This window comes from Corallococcus sp. CA049B (genome assembly GCF_003611685.1).
Lineage (GTDB): Bacteria > Myxococcota > Myxococcia > Myxococcales > Myxococcaceae > Corallococcus > Corallococcus coralloides.
On the sequence record NZ_RAWC01000013.1, the window covers coordinates 51,934 to 67,441 of the forward strand.

Sequence of the window (15,508 nt, forward strand, 5' to 3'; positions counted from 1 at the left end):
TTTTCACGACATTCGACCGGGGCGCTCTTTCTGGGCACTGAATAAAAAATTCGCGCCCACGTCAGGCGGCCCATTCCCCACCGAAAGGCCGCTCCATGCGCAGGAAGCTCGCCGCCCTCCTCCCGCTGTGCCTGTTGGCTTTCGGCTGTGAGAACTCACAGCACGCGCGACGGCTGGAGCGGCGCGAAGCCATCCGTGAGGCCCATCTGCGGAATCTCCGCGGCGCCGCGACCGGCTTCGAGGACACCCGCTGGAGCATGAGCCCCGACGAGGTTCGGGCACGCTACCCCGCGGCGGTCGCCGTGGATGGCGGCGGGCTCGAACTCCAATCGGAGCGCTGGGACATGCCCGCGACGATCCGCTTCTCCTTCGACCAGGAGAAGCTCGCTGCGGTGACCCTCTTCCTCGGCGCCCCTGGAGATCTCCGCGAGGCCCACCGCGGCGTCGCGAGCGTCATCCAAACGAAGTACGGCGAGCCGGATGAAACCCAGGACTCAGCGGAGGAGGCCGCCCGTCAGCGAGCCGTGTTGAATGCGCTCGCCGGTCTCGCGTTCGCCGCCGAAACCATCCAGGCGGTGCAGGAGCGGCGGCCCGTGGATGCCGCATCCCTGGAGGAGATGAACGAGCGGGCACGGATGGATTCCGAGGACGCGTACTGGGATACCCAGGAGTACACCCTGCGCAGCAAGTGGAACACCTCCGCGACGGAGGTCCATCTCCTCGGGACGCGCGTGGGTGGCCAGCAGGGCCTGGCACTCTCTTACGTGAGCACGGTGCTGCGGCTCGAGGCTCCGCGGAATCCAGGATCGCGGTCAACGCTTCGCGGTCGGCCGCATGCCTTCGAAGAGCAGGGTGAGCGCGCGCTGGCGGAATGATGCGCTCCACTCATCCGTGAGCGCTTCCTGGCAGATGGCCGCGAGCAGGGCGATCAGCTCGGTGGGGCGCAGGTCTTCGCGGACGGTGCCCGCCTTCTGGGCGCGTTCGAGCAGCAGATCGATGCCGGGCCGGAGGCGGGCCAACGCGTCGCCGACGCGGACCCGGACCCCGGTTTCGGCGAGTCGGGCGAACACGGCCCTGTTTCGGGCGCTGATCGCCATGACGCGGGCGCAGAACTCGAACAGGGCGGTGACTGCGTCCTGATTGTCGACCATCGCGTCGACTTCCGTGATGAGTCGCTCCATCAGGTGCATCACCACGGCCTGGAGCAGCTCGGGTTTGGTTGGGAAGTGCCGGAACACGGTGCCAATCGCGACGCCGGCATGCGCGGCCACGGCCTCGGTCGAGGCCGATGCACCCTGCTCGGCGAACACGGCCTCGGCCGCATCCAGGATGCGCGCGCGGTTTCGGCGGGCATCCGCACGAACGGGTCGCTCACCCGCACCGCCGCCCGCGGGCGGCCTACCCTCTCGCGCCATCCGTCGGCCCTCCTTGCAAAAGTGAGTGCGACTCACTATTAATCCTGAGTCGCACTCATCTTATCTCGGGAGGCACGACCATGTCACAGTCGGCGACGGGAGCCGCGGGTCCGCTCACCATCTACCGGTGCATGCAGGAAGCACTCCTCGGAGAAGGCGCGACGCTCCTGCCAGCGGAGCTGTTGGCCGAGGATGTCGTGGTCGAGACCCCGTTCTCTCCTCCAGGCATGCGACGTCATGAGGGCCGCGAGGCGTGGCTGGCGTTCTACCGAGCCAGAAGCGCGGTCCTGCCGATACGTTTCGAGCAGTTCCGCGAGCTGGCGACGCATCAGACCCGCGACCCCGAGGTCATCGTCGTCGAATACGAGCTGGCTGGGACGGTCACCACCACCGGCCTGCGCGCCTCGGCGACCCTCATTGGCGTGCTGCGGGTCCGCGACGGCCTGATCCAGCACTGGCGCGAGTACCAAGATGTCCTGGCGATCAGCGAGGCGCTGAAGCTCACGCCCGAGGTCCTCGGCGGAGCTGGCACGCCCTCTCTGTAGCGCCCGGCTGTGCTCAGTCGCCGCGTCCTACAGCGCCCGGGGGCCCCAGTAGAACCCGGTCCCATCCTGGGTGGCGCTCCACAGCTCGTCCGACGACAGCCCTTCGAGGGTCGTGAAGCCCTGGGTGCCGAAGCGGAAGTCCTGCCACGCCACTCCGTCGAAGCGGACGAGGTCGTCCGTGTCCAGGTGCGCGAAGACAGCGCCCTGGCCGAAGGCCACCACGCCCAGCAGATCAGGCGCGACGCCGCCATCCACGTAGATGGGCTACGGCGGCTTCGTGCTCCAGGTGCCCGCTGAACGCTCCAGGAGCAGCCCCTGAGCTCCACCCGGCGCTGTCCCCGGAGTGCCACGCGGCGCCATTTTGACACCACAACATGTTTGCCATTGCCACTGGAATCAATGCCACCCGCCGGCCCTCTCGTGTCAATCAGGCGCCAGACTGGAAACAAGAATTCAAAGTCAAAACAGCTTAACCAGCAAGCGTGATAGAGTGGCCAGGCCGGCTTGATGCCGGACCTTGAACTCCAAAGGAAGAGTATGTCCAAGCTCCAGAAGACCTTGCTGACGGCGTCCGTGGCCCTGCTGGGATTGAACGGGTGTGGTGGCGATGAAGGCGTGGACGGGCCGGCGGAGGCGGTCGTGGCCCAGGGCGTCGTCGCGCAGGCGGCGCCCGGGTGTCTGGCCTCTGATGTGGACACCGACGGCGACGGCGTCTGCGACAAGGTGGAGGCGCAGTACGGCACCAACCCGCAGAGCACCGACACGGACGGCGACCGCCTGAGCGACTATGCGGAGTTGTTCGGTTCCGGTGGCGTGAACCTGCCGGCGCTGGGCGCCAACGCGCGCCGCAAGGACATCTTCATCGAGGCGGACTACTACGCCAACCGCAAGCCCACGCAGGGGGCGCTCAACCGGATCATCACCGCGTTCGCCAACGCGCCGGTGTCCAACCCGGACGGCAGCACGGGCATCAACCTGCACATCCTGCTGGACCAGCAGATCGCCACGGCGGACGCGGATCCGGATCTGAACCCGGTGTGGACGGACTTCGACATCATCAAGGCGAAGTACTTCGCCGCCGCCCGCGCCCCGTTCTTCCACTACATGCTGTTCGCCAACACCTACAGCGGGGGCACCTCCAGCGGCATCTCGCGCGGCATCCCCGCCCATGACTTCATCGTGACGCTGGGCGGCTGGTCCACCCCAGGCGGCACGGAGGCGCAGCAGGCAGGGACGCTCATGCACGAGTTGGGGCACAACATCGGCCTGCGCCACGGTGGAACCGACAATGCCAACTACAAGCCCAACTACCTGAGCATCATGAACTACGAGTATCAGGTGTATGGCTTCACCATCGGCGGCGCGGCGAACGTGTTCGACTATTCGCGCGTACGCGTCGCGTCCTTCAGCGAAGCGGCCATCAACGAGGTCGCGGCCTTCACGCCCGTGGCCCCCACCACGGAGGCGGACCTGGCGAAGATTGGCGGGCTGCGCTTCGTCAACGTCCAGGTCGCCGGCAACGCGAGCGCCAACCTGGACATGAACGCCAACGGCAGTATCCAGACGGCCTCGTACGCCCGGGACCTCAACCGCGACGGCAGCAGCGCCACGGTGTTCCCCGCGTCGCAGAACGACTGGGCGGTCATGGTGTTCGACGGAGGCGGCTCCATTGGCGACAGCGCGCTGGGCGCCTCCCGCACGCTGGACCGGGCAGAGCCCTTCCTCGTCACGCCGGAGAAGCTTGAGCCCTGCCTCACCGAGGACCAGTTCCTCGCCCGGTAGTCCCGTCGTCCCCAGCGCCGGGCCCCCATTACGGGGGCCCGGATCAAGGCTGCGGGACGTTTCAGATGCGAAGGAGCCGGTTCAGGCTCTTCAGCGTGCCTCCACATTCCTCAAGCACCTTCTGGACAAAGGAGTCTTCGGACGGCGCGTCCTCGTCGAGGCTCACCGGAGGCACGCCACCGAGCAGCAGGTCGAAGCGCTGGAGACGCATGTCCATGATTTCCACGGCGCGAGCGTCCCGGGTGCCATTGAAGCTCGGGTACGCATATTCGATGGGCTGACTCGTCAGCCCCGCCCAGCCACCAACGCGCCTCACGCGTCCATTGCGCTGAAGCGTGCGGATGGGGCTGGGGTCCAGCTCATAATGCACCAGCAACCTGCAGCATCGGTGCAGGTCGACACCTTCGGAGAGCCGGTCCGTGGCCACGAGGACGTCTGGCCCGAAAGGGCTGTTGAAGAGGCTCAGCACCACATCCGGTTCGCCCTGGAAGAGGATGCGCGGCACATCTTCCCCCTCCGCGGAATGCTGCCAGGCGCCCAGCACGCGGTGCCCCTCCGCCAGGTTCCCGGGCAGCTCGGAATCTCCCCAGTACGCGGCTCGCAGCAAGCCGAGCGTCGAGCGCGAGCGCGCATCCGTGAGGTTGCGAAAGAGCGCGTCCGCCGCGTCCAGCACCCTGGGCACCCCCCGCTCTTTCCGACCGCGCACGCGCGTTGTCGAGAGCAGCTCTCGCAAGCGTCCACCGCTGAGGGGCTGCTCCGGGAGCCAGGAGAGCACTTGGCGGCACAGCCCCGGCCCACAGAGCCAGTCGAGGAAGGCCTCGAACAACGCCTCCTGGTCCTTGTGCTCATCCGTCAGCGGTTTCTCCTCCAGCCGCTTCAACAGGAGGCCATTCCATTCCGCCCTCCACACCTCCAGCGGCGGTTGTATCGACGCGTCTTCTGGAAGGCGGAGCTCTGCGTCCAACACCTGAAGCAGTTCCAGCGCGGTCGCCCGGTGATGGCAGAAGACGAGCACCTTCTCCTGTCCTTCCACCCGCCTGGCGACGGCTCTCGCGACTGCGGCCATCTTCGGGTGTGGAAATTGGTGCGCGCACTCGTGCAGTAAATGGCACGTCTTCTTGAGTTGGTGCCTGACCACGAGCGGAACTTCGCCCTGGGCCAGGCCGGTCACCCTGTCGACCTCCTTGCGAAGATGCCCCCACCCCACGTGGAAGCGCGGATCATTCGTGCGCTCCCGGCCCTTCTCGCGTGTCAGCCGCAGGAGCCGATCCGCGCGAAGCAGCAACTCCAGGGAGGCCTCATCCGCCGCTGGAACCTCGACGGACCACGTCTCGCCCACGTCGCCGAAATGCTGGCGCTCGGACCCCGAGAGGTCATTGATTCCATGTCGGATGACATACGGAGCAATGGCGTTGATGGCGGCCCTGCCCGCAGCCTCCAGCTTCCGGGCCGTCTTCACCGGGTCCCGCCCCTGGGCAGGCCCGTGCAGTTGCGCGAGGCTCAGGGCATAGCGCGACACAGGCTCTTCGACATCCTCCGCGCCACAGAACCGCAGCAACTGGATGAGCTCCTTCACGTCGATGCTGAAGGGCGTCGCGGTGAGGATGAGCCTGGCTGCGGCGTGTTCCCCCTGCACCTCCAGCGACTGGCGAAAGGCGCTCTCATCTCCCTTCGCCCGGTGCGCTTCGTCGACGATGAGCAGGCTGCAACGGGTGATCCGGCCCTCCCTCCGGGCCTCGATCAACTGGTGATGCGTGCCCACCTGGATGCGGTTCTCATGCAGCCGGGCGGTCTCCCATCCCTTGATGTTGCTGGCGGCTACCGCCAGGCTCCGCGCACACGCCTGAAGCAAGGGCACGTGGGCCTTGAGTTCCTCCTCCCAGCGCCGCCGCAGCACCGCGTTGGGCGCGAGAATGCGAACCGTCCCGCCCTGCCCCGCGACCACCCAGGCCACCAGCGCGGCCACGGTGGTCTTGCCAAGCCCCACGTCGTCCGCGAGGAGCACGCCACCGACCTGCCGCCCATCGCTACCGGAAAGCCTGGAGAGGATCGCCGCCGCAGTGGCGAACTGCCGGCGCGTGGGTTCAATCGCCAGGGGACGCGTCGAACGCGCCGATGCTTCGCAATAGCTCTCAGGGTACTGAAGGAACTTCCAACAACGCCCGTCCACGTCCAAGCCCTTGCCGTTCATGTCTTGGCCTCCTCCAGCCTCCAGCGAAGTTCCTCGGCGACCAGGAGCGCGGGCAGCCGGGCCCCGGCCTTCGTCTGCTTCTGCGCCCTGCGGTGGAACAACTCCGCCAGCCGCGTACCGTCGGCCAGCAGCCGTTGCTTCCCTTCGGAGTCTCCGCACGCCTCCGCGATCTGAAGCCGCTGGGCCCAGGCCTCCACGACGAGAAAGAGGCTTCGGGCATCCGTGAAGGCTTCCACTGAGTAGTTCTCAGCCAGTCCGCCCCCAGAGGACAACAGGACGGAGGCATCACCGTGCGACAACGTCGGGAGGTCCTCCGGTTCGAGCGTCAGCGCCCCATAGGATTCCAACAACAGCGCGTCCTGAAGGGCCTGGGCGGACTCAGGGTCGATCTCGGGCAAGGGGGTTTGGGCAAAGGCCTCCGCGGACCGCATGTCCAGGACAGGCACTTCGAGCATCGCCTCATCGCAAGCGATGATGACGGTGTGCGGAGGGTGCTTCCCGTCCTCCCAGGGGACCGTTCCAGTCCACTGACGAGAGTCCTTCGGGTCAGCCGTGAGTTGGATCTCAGCACCGGTCAAAGGCCCCGCCCCCGACACCCGGGCATGCGGCGTTTCCGCGTCGGCTCGCCCCCGGCATGCAACCGTCACGGTTCCGCCATCCCAGAGCGCCTGGCCCCAGCTCAATATCGCCTCAGCGGCTTGCACCACGGTGTCCGTGGTGTGCACCTCATGCCCCTCGCCGAAGGCTTCTTCGTCGGGTTGGATGGGCCAAGCGCTGTCCAGCAGCACCCCGAGTTCGAAGTTGCGCGGACCCGCGTCACCCGTGCCCCACGCGGAGGCGCTGAAGTTCGCGGACGTCACCAGCAGGCGGCGAACCCTTCCACGCCTCAACAGGTACAACTTCGCGTGGCTCCAGCGACGGTCCGCGAGGCCATGGCTGTCATGGAAGGCGCTGGCGGGCCCCTCCGCTTCGTAACCCAATCGCCGCAGCACCAGGCCTTCGGAGCGGAAGACGTCAAGTGTGCGACGCGACATGCACCAGCCCCCTCCGGCGCCAGGCTCCGCCCAGGGATGCAGGGAAACAATCCAGGACAGGGCGATGTCCGCCAGGTCCGCGCCCAGGCATTCACTCCATTGCCGCAACGCCGTGCCCTGCCATTCGCCTACAAATGGGGTACATATATGGACCCGCAGGGGGCCCCTTCCCTCCGGCGCCATCTTCCCGAGGGCGAGCACCCCCCAGCGGGACTTCTCGTCTGAACGCTGAAAGGCCTTCGGGATGCTCGCGACAAACTGAACCTCTTCCGGACAAGCGCACCGGCCCAAGAGGCTCACGAAGGCTTGCGTGCGCGCTGCGGCGTCTTCCCCCGCGGACTCCCCGAGCGCCTCAAGAAAACGCGGTAGCGGCCCCCAGGTGGAAAGATTCGCGCGCGTGCCGCGAGGGCCCAAGGTCAGCAAACTTCGCCAGCCTGCCTGCAGTTGCTGCTTCAGCGAAGCCAGCGTGAGGTTGGCGGAGGAGACGACGATTTCCAGCAACGCGTCGTCTCCATCCTCTGAGCCGTCCACCGAAACCCAATGCAGCATCCACAGCTTGGCGTGCTGGATGGCCGCGCCCCGGGCGCCGGTGAAGAACGGAGCGACGTAGCGCCACAACCACGGGTACGCGGCGCCCGTGGCAGCATCCGGGTCCCGCTCCCGCGCGACGGAGGCAGGTGAGGAGATGACCGTGAGCCGCCCCCGGAGCCGCTGGAGGGCGAGCCCCAGCTCTCCGAAGTACAGCGACCGCGCGGCAGGCTCTGACTCGAACCCTCGGTGGAGGGAGAGAATCGAAGGCAGCAGATGTTCGACGAGCAGCTCGGGCTGTGCCGGCTCGAACGTAGTGAAGAGCGCCGCTTCCAGCCGGTAGCCCTGGGGAATCGTGGGAAGCGCTTCCCGCCAGTCAGGTTCCAGGCTCACGCCTCACCTCCTTCGTCCGGTGCGTCGTCGTCACGGCTCAACGCCGCTTCCAATGCCATCCGGGTGTCCGCGGCTCCGCACTGTCTGGCCAGTCGCGCCAGGGGCCAGAGCCGAAACCGGTAGGGGCTCGCGGCCGCGCCGTTCTGGGGCAACAGCGGTTCGACACGGCCTCGTCGCAAGCGGAACCAACGCAGCCCTCCGCCATGGAGCTCGTGGTGCCGGGAAAGGGCACGAAGTTGCTCGCCGACTGTACGTGCACCAGCCATCGCGCCCGCCAGGAGCACCGCGGTTTCGCCAGCCCGCAGGGTCGCGGTGTCTTGCCGCGCGTTCCATGCCCGGGAGGACTCGACGAGCCTGCTCAACGGCTGCTGGATGGCGGGAACGCTGGCCAGGTCCGCGACCTCGGGGCCTCCTGCCTGGTTCGCGGCACCAATCGCCCCCCACAGTGCGCGCATTGCATCCATGCCCGCATCTGCGAGCCGCGTGAATGCAGGCAGCGTGGCGAGAAGCGGACCTGAGCCAGAGGCTTGCAGCACCGGATCCCGCGCGAGGAGATCGCACAGGTCCACATGCCGTGAGCCTGGCTCAACACCCCTGAGCGCTCGCGCCACCACCAGCCTGCGGTGGTTCTTGGGGAACAGGCAGCTCCTGAGCAGTTCGCGTTCCTCTTCCGGCAGAGGCTTTGAAATCCCTGCTTCGGTGGGGAGCAGTTCCTCCAGCCCCCCGACCTCCAGGTCCCAGCCCGCCCTCATCCACCAGCGCTCCTCGCGCTCCCGCCAGCGCCCCCAATACGTGCCACCTTCCAGGTCCTCGTCGCGGAAGCGGACGTGCTTTGGGAGCCGCCTGTTGACGTAGTCAAAGAGGTCGTTGACGACGGTGGAGGGGGTCCAGCCGTCGGGGCCTCGCTCCCCCAACGTCAGGCCGGGAACCCGTCGCATGAGGGTACGGTACGCCCCGTACATGCCCGTCTGGCGGTAGCGACGGAACTGTTCTGGAGGCATGCCAAAGCGCTCGCCGCGCGCCCCGCCCGCCAGCCATCTGCGCACCGTGCGCTGGCCGCGAAGCTGCCGGCCATTGGGCTCACCCGCCTGGAGGGTCCAGGTTACCCACAGCAGTTCGAGCGGGCGCAGCCAGGCGTAGCGACGCTGCTGGGCCGCCCGGGAGCCAAGTCCGGACTCCCCTTCCGCCTTCGCCCAGACGTCATGCGAAGCCTTGAGGCACCACGACAGGAGCGTGATCCACCGGGCATCCACCGTTCCATTGCTGAGGTCCGGTGCGAGCGCATCCGCGTATTGGTCCGCGATCCCCCGCAGGCCCAATGCATCCCCGCGCCGCCGAACGAGTGGCTCCCATGGCGACGTGAAGAACCATCCGTGCCCGTACTCCACCGCTGTCTTTTGAGCCAATGCGCTACCTGTCCCTGACCGCACAGCGCGCAATGGGTTGGCGACGCGCGCGGCCTGCTGGAGTTCTCGTGGTTCACGACCGACTGGAGTGGAGACGAAGTCTAGCGCACGTCTTTCACGACAGACCAAGGGTCATGGACAACCACGCCCGGGTCCAGCACAACATGCGCGTTCATGTGATTGCGGAGACGCTTTGGGGCGTCGCCGTGAAGCCGCATGAACGCGGGGAGCGACGGACACATGGTGAAGACCTGGAGGCGCGGGTTGTTGGGCGCGATGCTGCTGACGGCTGCGGGCGCAAGCGCGGAACCGCCGCCCAGCAACAGCGCGCAGGGCACGCAACTGCACGGCACTGGGCGCTTCGAATCCATCAACATCCCGCTGGCGACCGTGGAGGAGCCATCACCGCCCACGGCGGGGTGCAGGCCGGACAACCTCTATGCGGGCAAGGCGCCCTGGGAGTACCGCGTGACGGCGTCACTGGCGGGCGTCTTCGCCACGTCCACCCAGGCCCCGGCCGGGTTCGTCCACGTCCGGGACCTGGGCTACCTGCCCGCGGTGGGACAGCTGCCGGGCCGCGACCTCTGAGCCGGGGCTCCTGACTGGCGAGGGACCCCTTCACGGGCTCCGTGGCCAGGACGGTGTCGGCCGCGAAGCCCAGTGGGGCAGCCAGCGCAGTGAACTCGGGCGGGATGGCTGAGGAGGGAGCCCGGTGTCGCAGCGGGCAGGACGCGAGCGCGCCCTCCTCAACGGCCCCTTCGCCCATCCCCGCCTGCGCGAGGCTCCAGCGGAAGGAGGAAAGGGAATGCGCGCGCGATGCGTGACAGGAAACCGTCGAATCAGGGGCATGGACGCTCCGGGAGCAGGTGCGCAGGGAATTAGTCCCGGAGGCGTGACCGGAGCGTGACGGCCCTTCAACGCCTCCCCGTACCCGAGAGGCGCTCAAGGACCTGCGCAACCCGCGCGGCTCCGGACCCGTGGACGGAGAGGATCTCCACTCCGAGTTCATGGGGGTCGTCGAGCAACAGCCAGGCGAGCTTCTCGTCCACCTCCCTGCGCTGCTGGGAATCTTCGTGCGCGGGGAGGCGGATGCGATCGCGCTCCTCGATGGGGACGAAGACGACGAGGTCCAGGGTCTTCAGGGCGGAACGGAGCCGGGGCAGCCACTCCTCGACGTCGAACGCATCGGAGTCCTCGTGCGTCAGGAGGTACCCGAGAAAGTCGAGGGGGCAGCGATCAAACAGGACGTTTCGCGCGTCCTCTTCGTCGAGCAGCTCCAGGGAGCGGCGGAGCTGTTCGAGGAAATCCTCCAGGCTCGGTGGAGACGCGAACTCGTACCCCTCCTCTTCGAGCAGGTGGTACGGCTCGTCGACGACCCGATACTCCGGGAGCGCTTCCCCCAGGTCTTCAATAAGCGTCGATTTGCCCACGCGGTGCGTGCCACTCATTGCGATGCGCATGCGTGCCGCACTCCTTGTCCTCCGTTGACGGGGAGGAGGCGCTCGGCCCCCTCCCCTTCACGGCCCCGCGCTGCTACCGGCTCAGACCGCGCTGGCGGTTGAGGAAGGCGTCGCCGCGGGCGGCATCATAGTCGGTGCGCAGGTCCGGGTTGGCGATCTGCTCACCGAAGGTGCGGTGGAACGGGATGGCCTGCGAGGGCTGCTGGGCCCGCTCCTGGAGGCTGGACGTCACCCAGCGCTGGATCTGATCGAGGGTCAGATCCTTGAGCTTGCCCGCGCCGGGGATGGGCAGGTTGGGCAGCAGCGACCTGGCGGAGAAGAGTAGATCCACCATGCCCTTCACGGCCTCGTTGCGCTTGCCCAGCTCGTCCAGGGACACCTGGAAGCCGCCCTCCAGCGCGCCCACCACGCTGCCCATGAGTCGCGCGCCGCGCTTCGCCTCCTGCGAGGGCGGGTTCTCGTTGGCGTGCCGCGCGAGCCCGGCGTTCATCGTCTCCAGGCGCTGCATCACGTTCTGGCGGAACGCGTCGCTGCCCGCGAAGTCCTGCGGCGGAGAGAAGAGCGTCCGGGCGAAGAACTCGGACATCTTCTTCTGGCCATCCAGCCCCAGCGAACCCGAGCTGTCCTGCAGCGACGACAGCACCGCGTCACCATGCTGGGTGAAGAAGCGGGCCGCGGCGGCGCGCGACTCGCGGTTCTCCCCCAGCCTGTCGATGGAGTTCGTGAACACCTGCACCGACTCCGCCGTGGGCGGGTTGATCCGGCCGGCGGCGTCCAGCAGCTGCCCCAGCGCCGGGGAGTAGGTCGCGTCCGGGCCGGAGGCGTTGATGTTCTTGATGACATCCGCCATGCCCTCCCGGTTCGCCGCCAGGAACGACTGGAGCCGGTCCGGCGGCATGCCCGCCAGCGCCGTGGCGACCGCCGCGCTGCGCTGCGGATCATTCCCGCCGCTCGCGCGGGCGATGCCCATCTCGGCCGTCGCATACGTCGCGATGAGGTCCGGGTTGCCCGTGCCGGCGATGATGCCCGCCATCCCCTCGTGCGTCGCTCCGGGCTGCGCACCGCGGCCGGACGAGGCCACCGCCGCCGACAGCTCCTGGGGAGACACCGCGCCGGAGCGATAGGCATTGTCCAGCGCCTGGGACAGCCGCGTGCGGTCCGCCTCCGGCAGCCGCTGCACGCTGTCCAGGATGCCGCCCGCCACGGGGCCGTAGTGGAACATCATGTCCATGAACGCCGCCTGCTTGGCCGGGTCCGGGTTGTTCCTCAGCCAATCCGACACGGCGGTGGCGTCCCGGCCGTCGCTGGCGTTCGCGATGGCCTGCTGCGCCGAGCGCAGCTCCGTGGGCGACAGCGCCGCGGGCGCCACCGGGGTCGCGCTCGTCGTCCGCACCTCCTCCGCTCCCGCGGGCGTCGCACCCAGGCGGTTCGCCGTCTGCGTCTCCGCGGTCCCCGCCACCGTCTGGAACCCGTCCGCCCCCGTTCCGGGACGCACCGCTTCATTCCGGGCGGGGGGCTGCGCCACGGGGCGCTCCGCGGGCTTCGTCTCGATGGGTCGGGGTGCGTTGCGCTGGATGGGCGTCGTCATGGAGGTTCCCCCTCGTCCCCGGCTCGGGGCGGCTGGTTGGCGAGGCAAGATCCGCCTCGTTTTCCGCGATTATCGCCTGCATGGCGCCCCAGTTGCGGCGCCTGTGGCAGGGGCCCCCCGGCCGGACATCCACCCACAAGAACCTACGGCTTTCGCGCTGCTTCACCCAACCAGCGCCGGACCTCGTCCAGGTACTCGCGCGGCAGCGCGTGCCCGCTGTCGAAGGCCCGGCGCGTCTTGCGCTTGGAGGGCGCGGCGTCGAACAGCTGCTGGGTGTCCTCCTCGGTGGAGAAGACATCGCGGTTCGCGGTCAACAGCAGCCAGGCCTGATGAACCTGGCCCATCCGGTTCACCGGTGCGGCGTCGCCCAGCACGGGGTCGACATGGGGAGGCACCATCGTCACCAGATGGGTGATCCGAGGCTCGCGCGAGGCCAGCAGGAGGCCCACCTGCGCGCCCATGCTGTAGCCAGCGACGAGCACCCTCGGCGGCTTCTTGCCGTTGGCGAGCACCTGGGTGAGGAGCGCCTGCGCATCACTCACGGTGTCGACAATCATCGCTTGATAGGGACCGGGCTCGCCCGCGTGCGCTCGCTTCGCGAGGGCTCCGGGCCGCGCGTCAGGGGTCGCTCGCGCGCCGTGCCGTCTCGCGTCCATGAGGTAGACGCGATAGCCAGCACTCCGCAGCTGCTCCGTCAGCGCGCCCCCGAAGGTCGGCTCCGCATCCGACAGCCAGTCGTCCTTGCTCCGGGTGAGGCCGTGCAGCAGGACGGCCACGGGCGGATTCGTCCCCTTCCCTTCCGGCTCCAGCACCCACGCGGGAATCCGCTCCCCATCCGCCGCGCGGACCTCCAGGGGGACAGCAGGGCTCGCGGCATGGGCCACGGAGGTGGCCAGGAACATCAGAGCCAGGAACAGCGAACGCATCATCACGGGACTCCTCGAGTGAGAGAGGCCGTGAAGGGTGCGGGAGCGGCGGTCAGCCAGGCGTCACTCACGCGCTGACATTCGTTTGACGCGGACGCGGGTAGCATCCGGGTCACTTCCATGCGCGTGCTCGTCATCGAGGACAACCGCGACCTCCAGGCCAACATCGCGCGGTTCCTGGAGCCGGACTTCCAGTTGGACTTCGCGAGCACCGGGCCCGAGGGGCTCGCGCTCGCGCTGGGCCACCCGTACGACGTCATCGTGCTGGACGTGATGCTGCCCGGCATGAGCGGCCTGGAGGTCTGCGAGCGATACCGGCAGGTCGCGCCCCGGCTCGTGCCCATCCTGATGCTGACCGCCAGGGACACGCTCGATGACAAGGAAGCGGGCTTCCAGGCGGGCGCGGACGACTACCTCGTCAAGCCGTTCTCGCTCCGCGAGCTGCGCTGGCGCCTGGAAGCGCTGGCGCGCCGGCCCGTGCCTCCGAGCGGGCGGAAGCTGTCACGGGGAGGGCTCACGCTGGAACCGGACAGCGGGCACACGCAATGGGGTGGGCGTTCCGTCCGGCTCAACCGCACCGAGGCACTGTTGCTGAGGTGGTTGATGGAGGCCGCGCCCGAAGCCGTCCCCGCGACCACGCTGGCGCAGCGGCTCTGGGGGGACGAAGCCCCCGAGTCCAGCGCGCTGCGCACGCACGTCTATGCCCTGCGCAAGGCGTTGGCCGGGCTGGGGCTCGACGATGCCATCACCACCCTGCGCAACGAGGGGTACCGCCTGGATGCGCGCTAGGTCCAGCAGGCCGGTGCGCGCCGTACTCCAGAGCGCCATGGCACTGTCCGCCGCGTTCGCGCTGGTGCTGATGGGAGGGATCTTCACGCTCTTCAGCTACGACCTCGAGGACGTCATCTTCAGCCGCATCGTGGCCGAGGAGGCGGACCGGAGCGAGCCAGGTCACGTCCCCGGAATCACGCGGTATGACGGCCACGGCGCGCTGCCGCCCTGGCTCGCGGAGCGCCTGGGTCCGGACGCGCCTCCGAGAGAGTACGAGGTGGCCGCCGGGAGCCACGGACACTTCCACGTCGCGGTGCGCCCAGGTGATGGAGGAGGCCGCCGGTACTTCGCGTTCGACGTGACGCGCCTGACGAGCACGACAGCTCAATTGAAGCGAACTGCTGGACTGCTCCTCAGCAGTGCGCTGCTGGCGTTGCTGGCCGCCGCGCTCCTCGCCCGCCTCGTGGCCCGCCGGCTCGGTCGGCCGCTGGAGCGGATGGTGGAGTGGCTCCGGGCCGAAGGGGCACCGCCACCCGAGGATGACGGCGCAGTGGCCGAGGTCCGGACGCTTCGGGACGCGCTGCTCGCACGGGACGCGCGCATCCAGGAGCAGTTGGAGCGTGAGCAGCGGTTCAACCGCGACGCCAGTCACGAGCTGCGCACCCCCCTGGCCGTGGCCCAGGGCGCGGTGGAGATATTGGAGCTCGCTCCGCCCAAGGACATGGAGACGTTCGACCGGCTGCGCCGGGCCGTGAGCCAGATGGGCCTGCTGACGGAGGGCATCCTCTGGCTGGCCCGCGAGCGCCGCGCCGAGGAGCGCTGCGACCTGCACCGAGTCTCGCGAGAGCTGCTCGCGCTGTACGGGCACCTGCGGCGCAGTGACGGCGTCGAGCTCACGATTGAATCCGCGGGCGAAGTCCACGCGCCCGTCCCTGCATCCGTCGCCAGGGTGATGATGGGCAACCTCCTCAAGAACGCTCTCGCCTACACGAACGAAGGGCGCATCGTGATCACCATCGAGCCTTCGGCATGGACCCTGACCGACACAGGGGTTGGCTTTGGCCGCGCCGAGCCTGGGAGCGAGAGCCACGGCATCGGCCTGTCACTGGTGGAACGGTTGGCCCAGCGCTTCGGGTGGGCGTTGTCCATCCACGCACTGGAACCCCGAGGCACGCGCGTGCGGTTGAGCTGGCGCGGAGAGGGCGACACGCCAGCCATGAGTTGAAGCGAGCGTTTGGCCTGGCAGCCGTGGCTGTGCTGTCATCGACTGCCATGACAGCTGCCTTCGCCATCCGCGGCATCATGAGCGCAGCCGCTCTCCTCGCCCTTGGCGGGTGCGGCTCGGCCACCGTCGGCGGTGGAGGAAGCCCTGCGCGCGCGAAGTGGGTCGGGTCAGTCGTCAGGACTCCGGATGGCGGCCAGCTCCGGACGACCATCTATTACGGCCCCTGGCAGTGCAGCGCCGCGTT

General features: G+C 68.4%; 14 protein-coding genes. 6 read left to right on the forward strand and 8 right to left on the reverse strand.

What is annotated here, in order from left to right; translation table 11 throughout:
• Nucleotides 1–95: 95 nt before the first annotated feature.
• Nucleotides 96–875 (forward strand): hypothetical protein, encoded by a 780-nt coding sequence (locus tag D7W82_RS04985; RefSeq protein WP_120617230.1) that lies wholly within the window; start codon nucleotides 96–98, stop codon nucleotides 873–875.
• On the opposite strand, the gene D7W82_RS04990 is transcribed toward D7W82_RS04985, so the two are convergent.
• Nucleotides 813–1,415, reverse strand: a complete 603-nt coding sequence (locus D7W82_RS04990) for a TetR/AcrR family transcriptional regulator (protein WP_120617231.1) — start codon at nucleotides 1,413–1,415, stop codon at nucleotides 813–815. The genes D7W82_RS04985 and D7W82_RS04990 overlap by 63 nt on opposite strands.
• A gap of 80 nt (nucleotides 1,416–1,495) precedes the next feature.
• On the opposite strand from D7W82_RS04990, the gene D7W82_RS04995 reads away from it, so the two are divergent.
• Nucleotides 1,496–1,960, forward strand: a complete 465-nt coding sequence (locus D7W82_RS04995) for a nuclear transport factor 2 family protein (RefSeq protein WP_199727681.1) — start codon at nucleotides 1,496–1,498, stop codon at nucleotides 1,958–1,960.
• A 27-nt stretch (nucleotides 1,961–1,987) separates the two neighbouring features.
• Here the strand turns inward: D7W82_RS04995 and D7W82_RS05000 are convergent, their stop codons facing one another.
• Nucleotides 1,988–2,215, reverse strand: coding sequence for a hypothetical protein (locus D7W82_RS05000; protein ID WP_233587301.1), 228 nt, complete (start codon nucleotides 2,213–2,215; stop codon nucleotides 1,988–1,990).
• Between the two features lie 282 nt (nucleotides 2,216–2,497).
• Here D7W82_RS05000 and D7W82_RS05005 point away from each other — a divergent pair, with 282 nt between their 5' ends.
• Nucleotides 2,498–3,742 (forward strand): hypothetical protein, encoded by a 1,245-nt coding sequence (locus D7W82_RS05005; protein ID WP_120617232.1) that lies wholly within the window; start codon nucleotides 2,498–2,500, stop codon nucleotides 3,740–3,742.
• Between the two features lie 61 nt (nucleotides 3,743–3,803).
• Here D7W82_RS05005 and D7W82_RS05010 read toward each other — a convergent pair whose 3' ends face one another.
• From D7W82_RS05010 to D7W82_RS05020, 3 genes are read right to left on the reverse strand one after another with little or no spacing between them, the layout of a single operon-like run.
• Nucleotides 3,804–5,933: a DEAD/DEAH box helicase gene (locus D7W82_RS05010; RefSeq protein WP_120617233.1), complete on the reverse strand. Its 2,130-nt coding sequence runs from the start codon at nucleotides 5,931–5,933 to the stop codon at nucleotides 3,804–3,806.
• Nucleotides 5,930–7,888, reverse strand: coding sequence for a hypothetical protein (locus D7W82_RS05015; RefSeq protein ID WP_120617234.1), 1,959 nt, complete (start codon nucleotides 7,886–7,888; stop codon nucleotides 5,930–5,932). The genes D7W82_RS05010 and D7W82_RS05015 overlap by 4 nt, the downstream gene beginning before the upstream one ends.
• The gene (locus D7W82_RS05020; RefSeq protein WP_147439226.1) at nucleotides 7,885–9,276 is read right to left on the reverse strand and encodes a hypothetical protein; all 1,392 of its coding nucleotides are present in this window, start codon (nucleotides 9,274–9,276) and stop codon (nucleotides 7,885–7,887) included. Before D7W82_RS05020 ends, D7W82_RS05015 begins: the two co-directional genes overlap by 4 nt.
• A 258-nt stretch (nucleotides 9,277–9,534) precedes the next feature.
• On the opposite strand from D7W82_RS05020, the gene D7W82_RS05025 reads away from it, so the two are divergent.
• The gene (locus tag D7W82_RS05025; protein WP_120617236.1) at nucleotides 9,535–9,882 is read left to right on the forward strand and encodes a hypothetical protein; all 348 of its coding nucleotides are present in this window, start codon (nucleotides 9,535–9,537) and stop codon (nucleotides 9,880–9,882) included.
• 326 nt (nucleotides 9,883–10,208) lie between these two features.
• Here D7W82_RS05025 and D7W82_RS05030 read toward each other — a convergent pair whose 3' ends face one another.
• The 3 genes from D7W82_RS05030 to D7W82_RS05040 form a co-directional block, all read right to left on the reverse strand.
• Nucleotides 10,209–10,754 (reverse strand): AAA family ATPase, encoded by a 546-nt coding sequence (locus D7W82_RS05030; RefSeq protein WP_120617237.1) that lies wholly within the window; start codon nucleotides 10,752–10,754, stop codon nucleotides 10,209–10,211.
• A 73-nt stretch (nucleotides 10,755–10,827) separates the two neighbouring features.
• Nucleotides 10,828–12,342 (reverse strand): hypothetical protein, encoded by a 1,515-nt coding sequence (locus D7W82_RS05035; RefSeq protein ID WP_120617238.1) that lies wholly within the window; start codon nucleotides 12,340–12,342, stop codon nucleotides 10,828–10,830.
• Nucleotides 12,343–12,485: 143 nt separating this feature from the next.
• On the reverse strand, nucleotides 12,486–13,271 hold the full coding sequence (locus D7W82_RS05040; protein ID WP_120617239.1) for an alpha/beta hydrolase: 786 nt from the start codon (nucleotides 13,269–13,271) through the stop codon (nucleotides 12,486–12,488).
• Nucleotides 13,272–13,388: 117 nt separating this feature from the next.
• Between D7W82_RS05040 and D7W82_RS05045 the strand changes: the two genes are divergently transcribed.
• Nucleotides 13,389–14,057, forward strand: coding sequence for a response regulator transcription factor (locus D7W82_RS05045; RefSeq protein WP_120617240.1), 669 nt, complete (start codon nucleotides 13,389–13,391; stop codon nucleotides 14,055–14,057).
• On the forward strand, nucleotides 14,047–15,264 hold the full coding sequence (locus D7W82_RS05050; protein WP_199727682.1) for a HAMP domain-containing sensor histidine kinase: 1,218 nt from the start codon (nucleotides 14,047–14,049) through the stop codon (nucleotides 15,262–15,264). The genes D7W82_RS05045 and D7W82_RS05050 overlap by 11 nt, the downstream gene beginning before the upstream one ends.
• The last annotated feature ends 244 nt before the right edge of the window (nucleotides 15,265–15,508 follow it).

Coding starts and splice junctions, on each gene's coding strand:
- D7W82_RS04985 (WP_120617230.1), top strand. CDS start 96: ATGCGCAGGAAGCTCGCCGCCCTCCTCCCGCTGTGCCTGTTGGCTTTC.
- D7W82_RS04990 (WP_120617231.1), bottom strand. CDS start 1,415: ATGGCGCGAGAGGGTAGGCCGCCCGCGGGCGGCGGTGCGGGTGAGCGA.
- D7W82_RS04995 (WP_199727681.1), top strand. CDS start 1,496: ATGTCACAGTCGGCGACGGGAGCCGCGGGTCCGCTCACCATCTACCGG.
- D7W82_RS05005 (WP_120617232.1), top strand. CDS start 2,498: ATGTCCAAGCTCCAGAAGACCTTGCTGACGGCGTCCGTGGCCCTGCTG.
- D7W82_RS05010 (WP_120617233.1), bottom strand. CDS start 5,933: ATGAACGGCAAGGGCTTGGACGTGGACGGGCGTTGTTGGAAGTTCCTT.
- D7W82_RS05025 (WP_120617236.1), top strand. CDS start 9,535: ATGGTGAAGACCTGGAGGCGCGGGTTGTTGGGCGCGATGCTGCTGACG.
- D7W82_RS05030 (WP_120617237.1), bottom strand. CDS start 10,754: ATGCGCATCGCAATGAGTGGCACGCACCGCGTGGGCAAATCGACGCTT.
- D7W82_RS05035 (WP_120617238.1), bottom strand. CDS start 12,342: ATGACGACGCCCATCCAGCGCAACGCACCCCGACCCATCGAGACGAAG.
- D7W82_RS05040 (WP_120617239.1), bottom strand. CDS start 13,271: ATGATGCGTTCGCTGTTCCTGGCTCTGATGTTCCTGGCCACCTCCGTG.
- D7W82_RS05045 (WP_120617240.1), top strand. CDS start 13,389: ATGCGCGTGCTCGTCATCGAGGACAACCGCGACCTCCAGGCCAACATC.
- D7W82_RS05050 (WP_199727682.1), top strand. CDS start 14,047: ATGCGCGCTAGGTCCAGCAGGCCGGTGCGCGCCGTACTCCAGAGCGCC.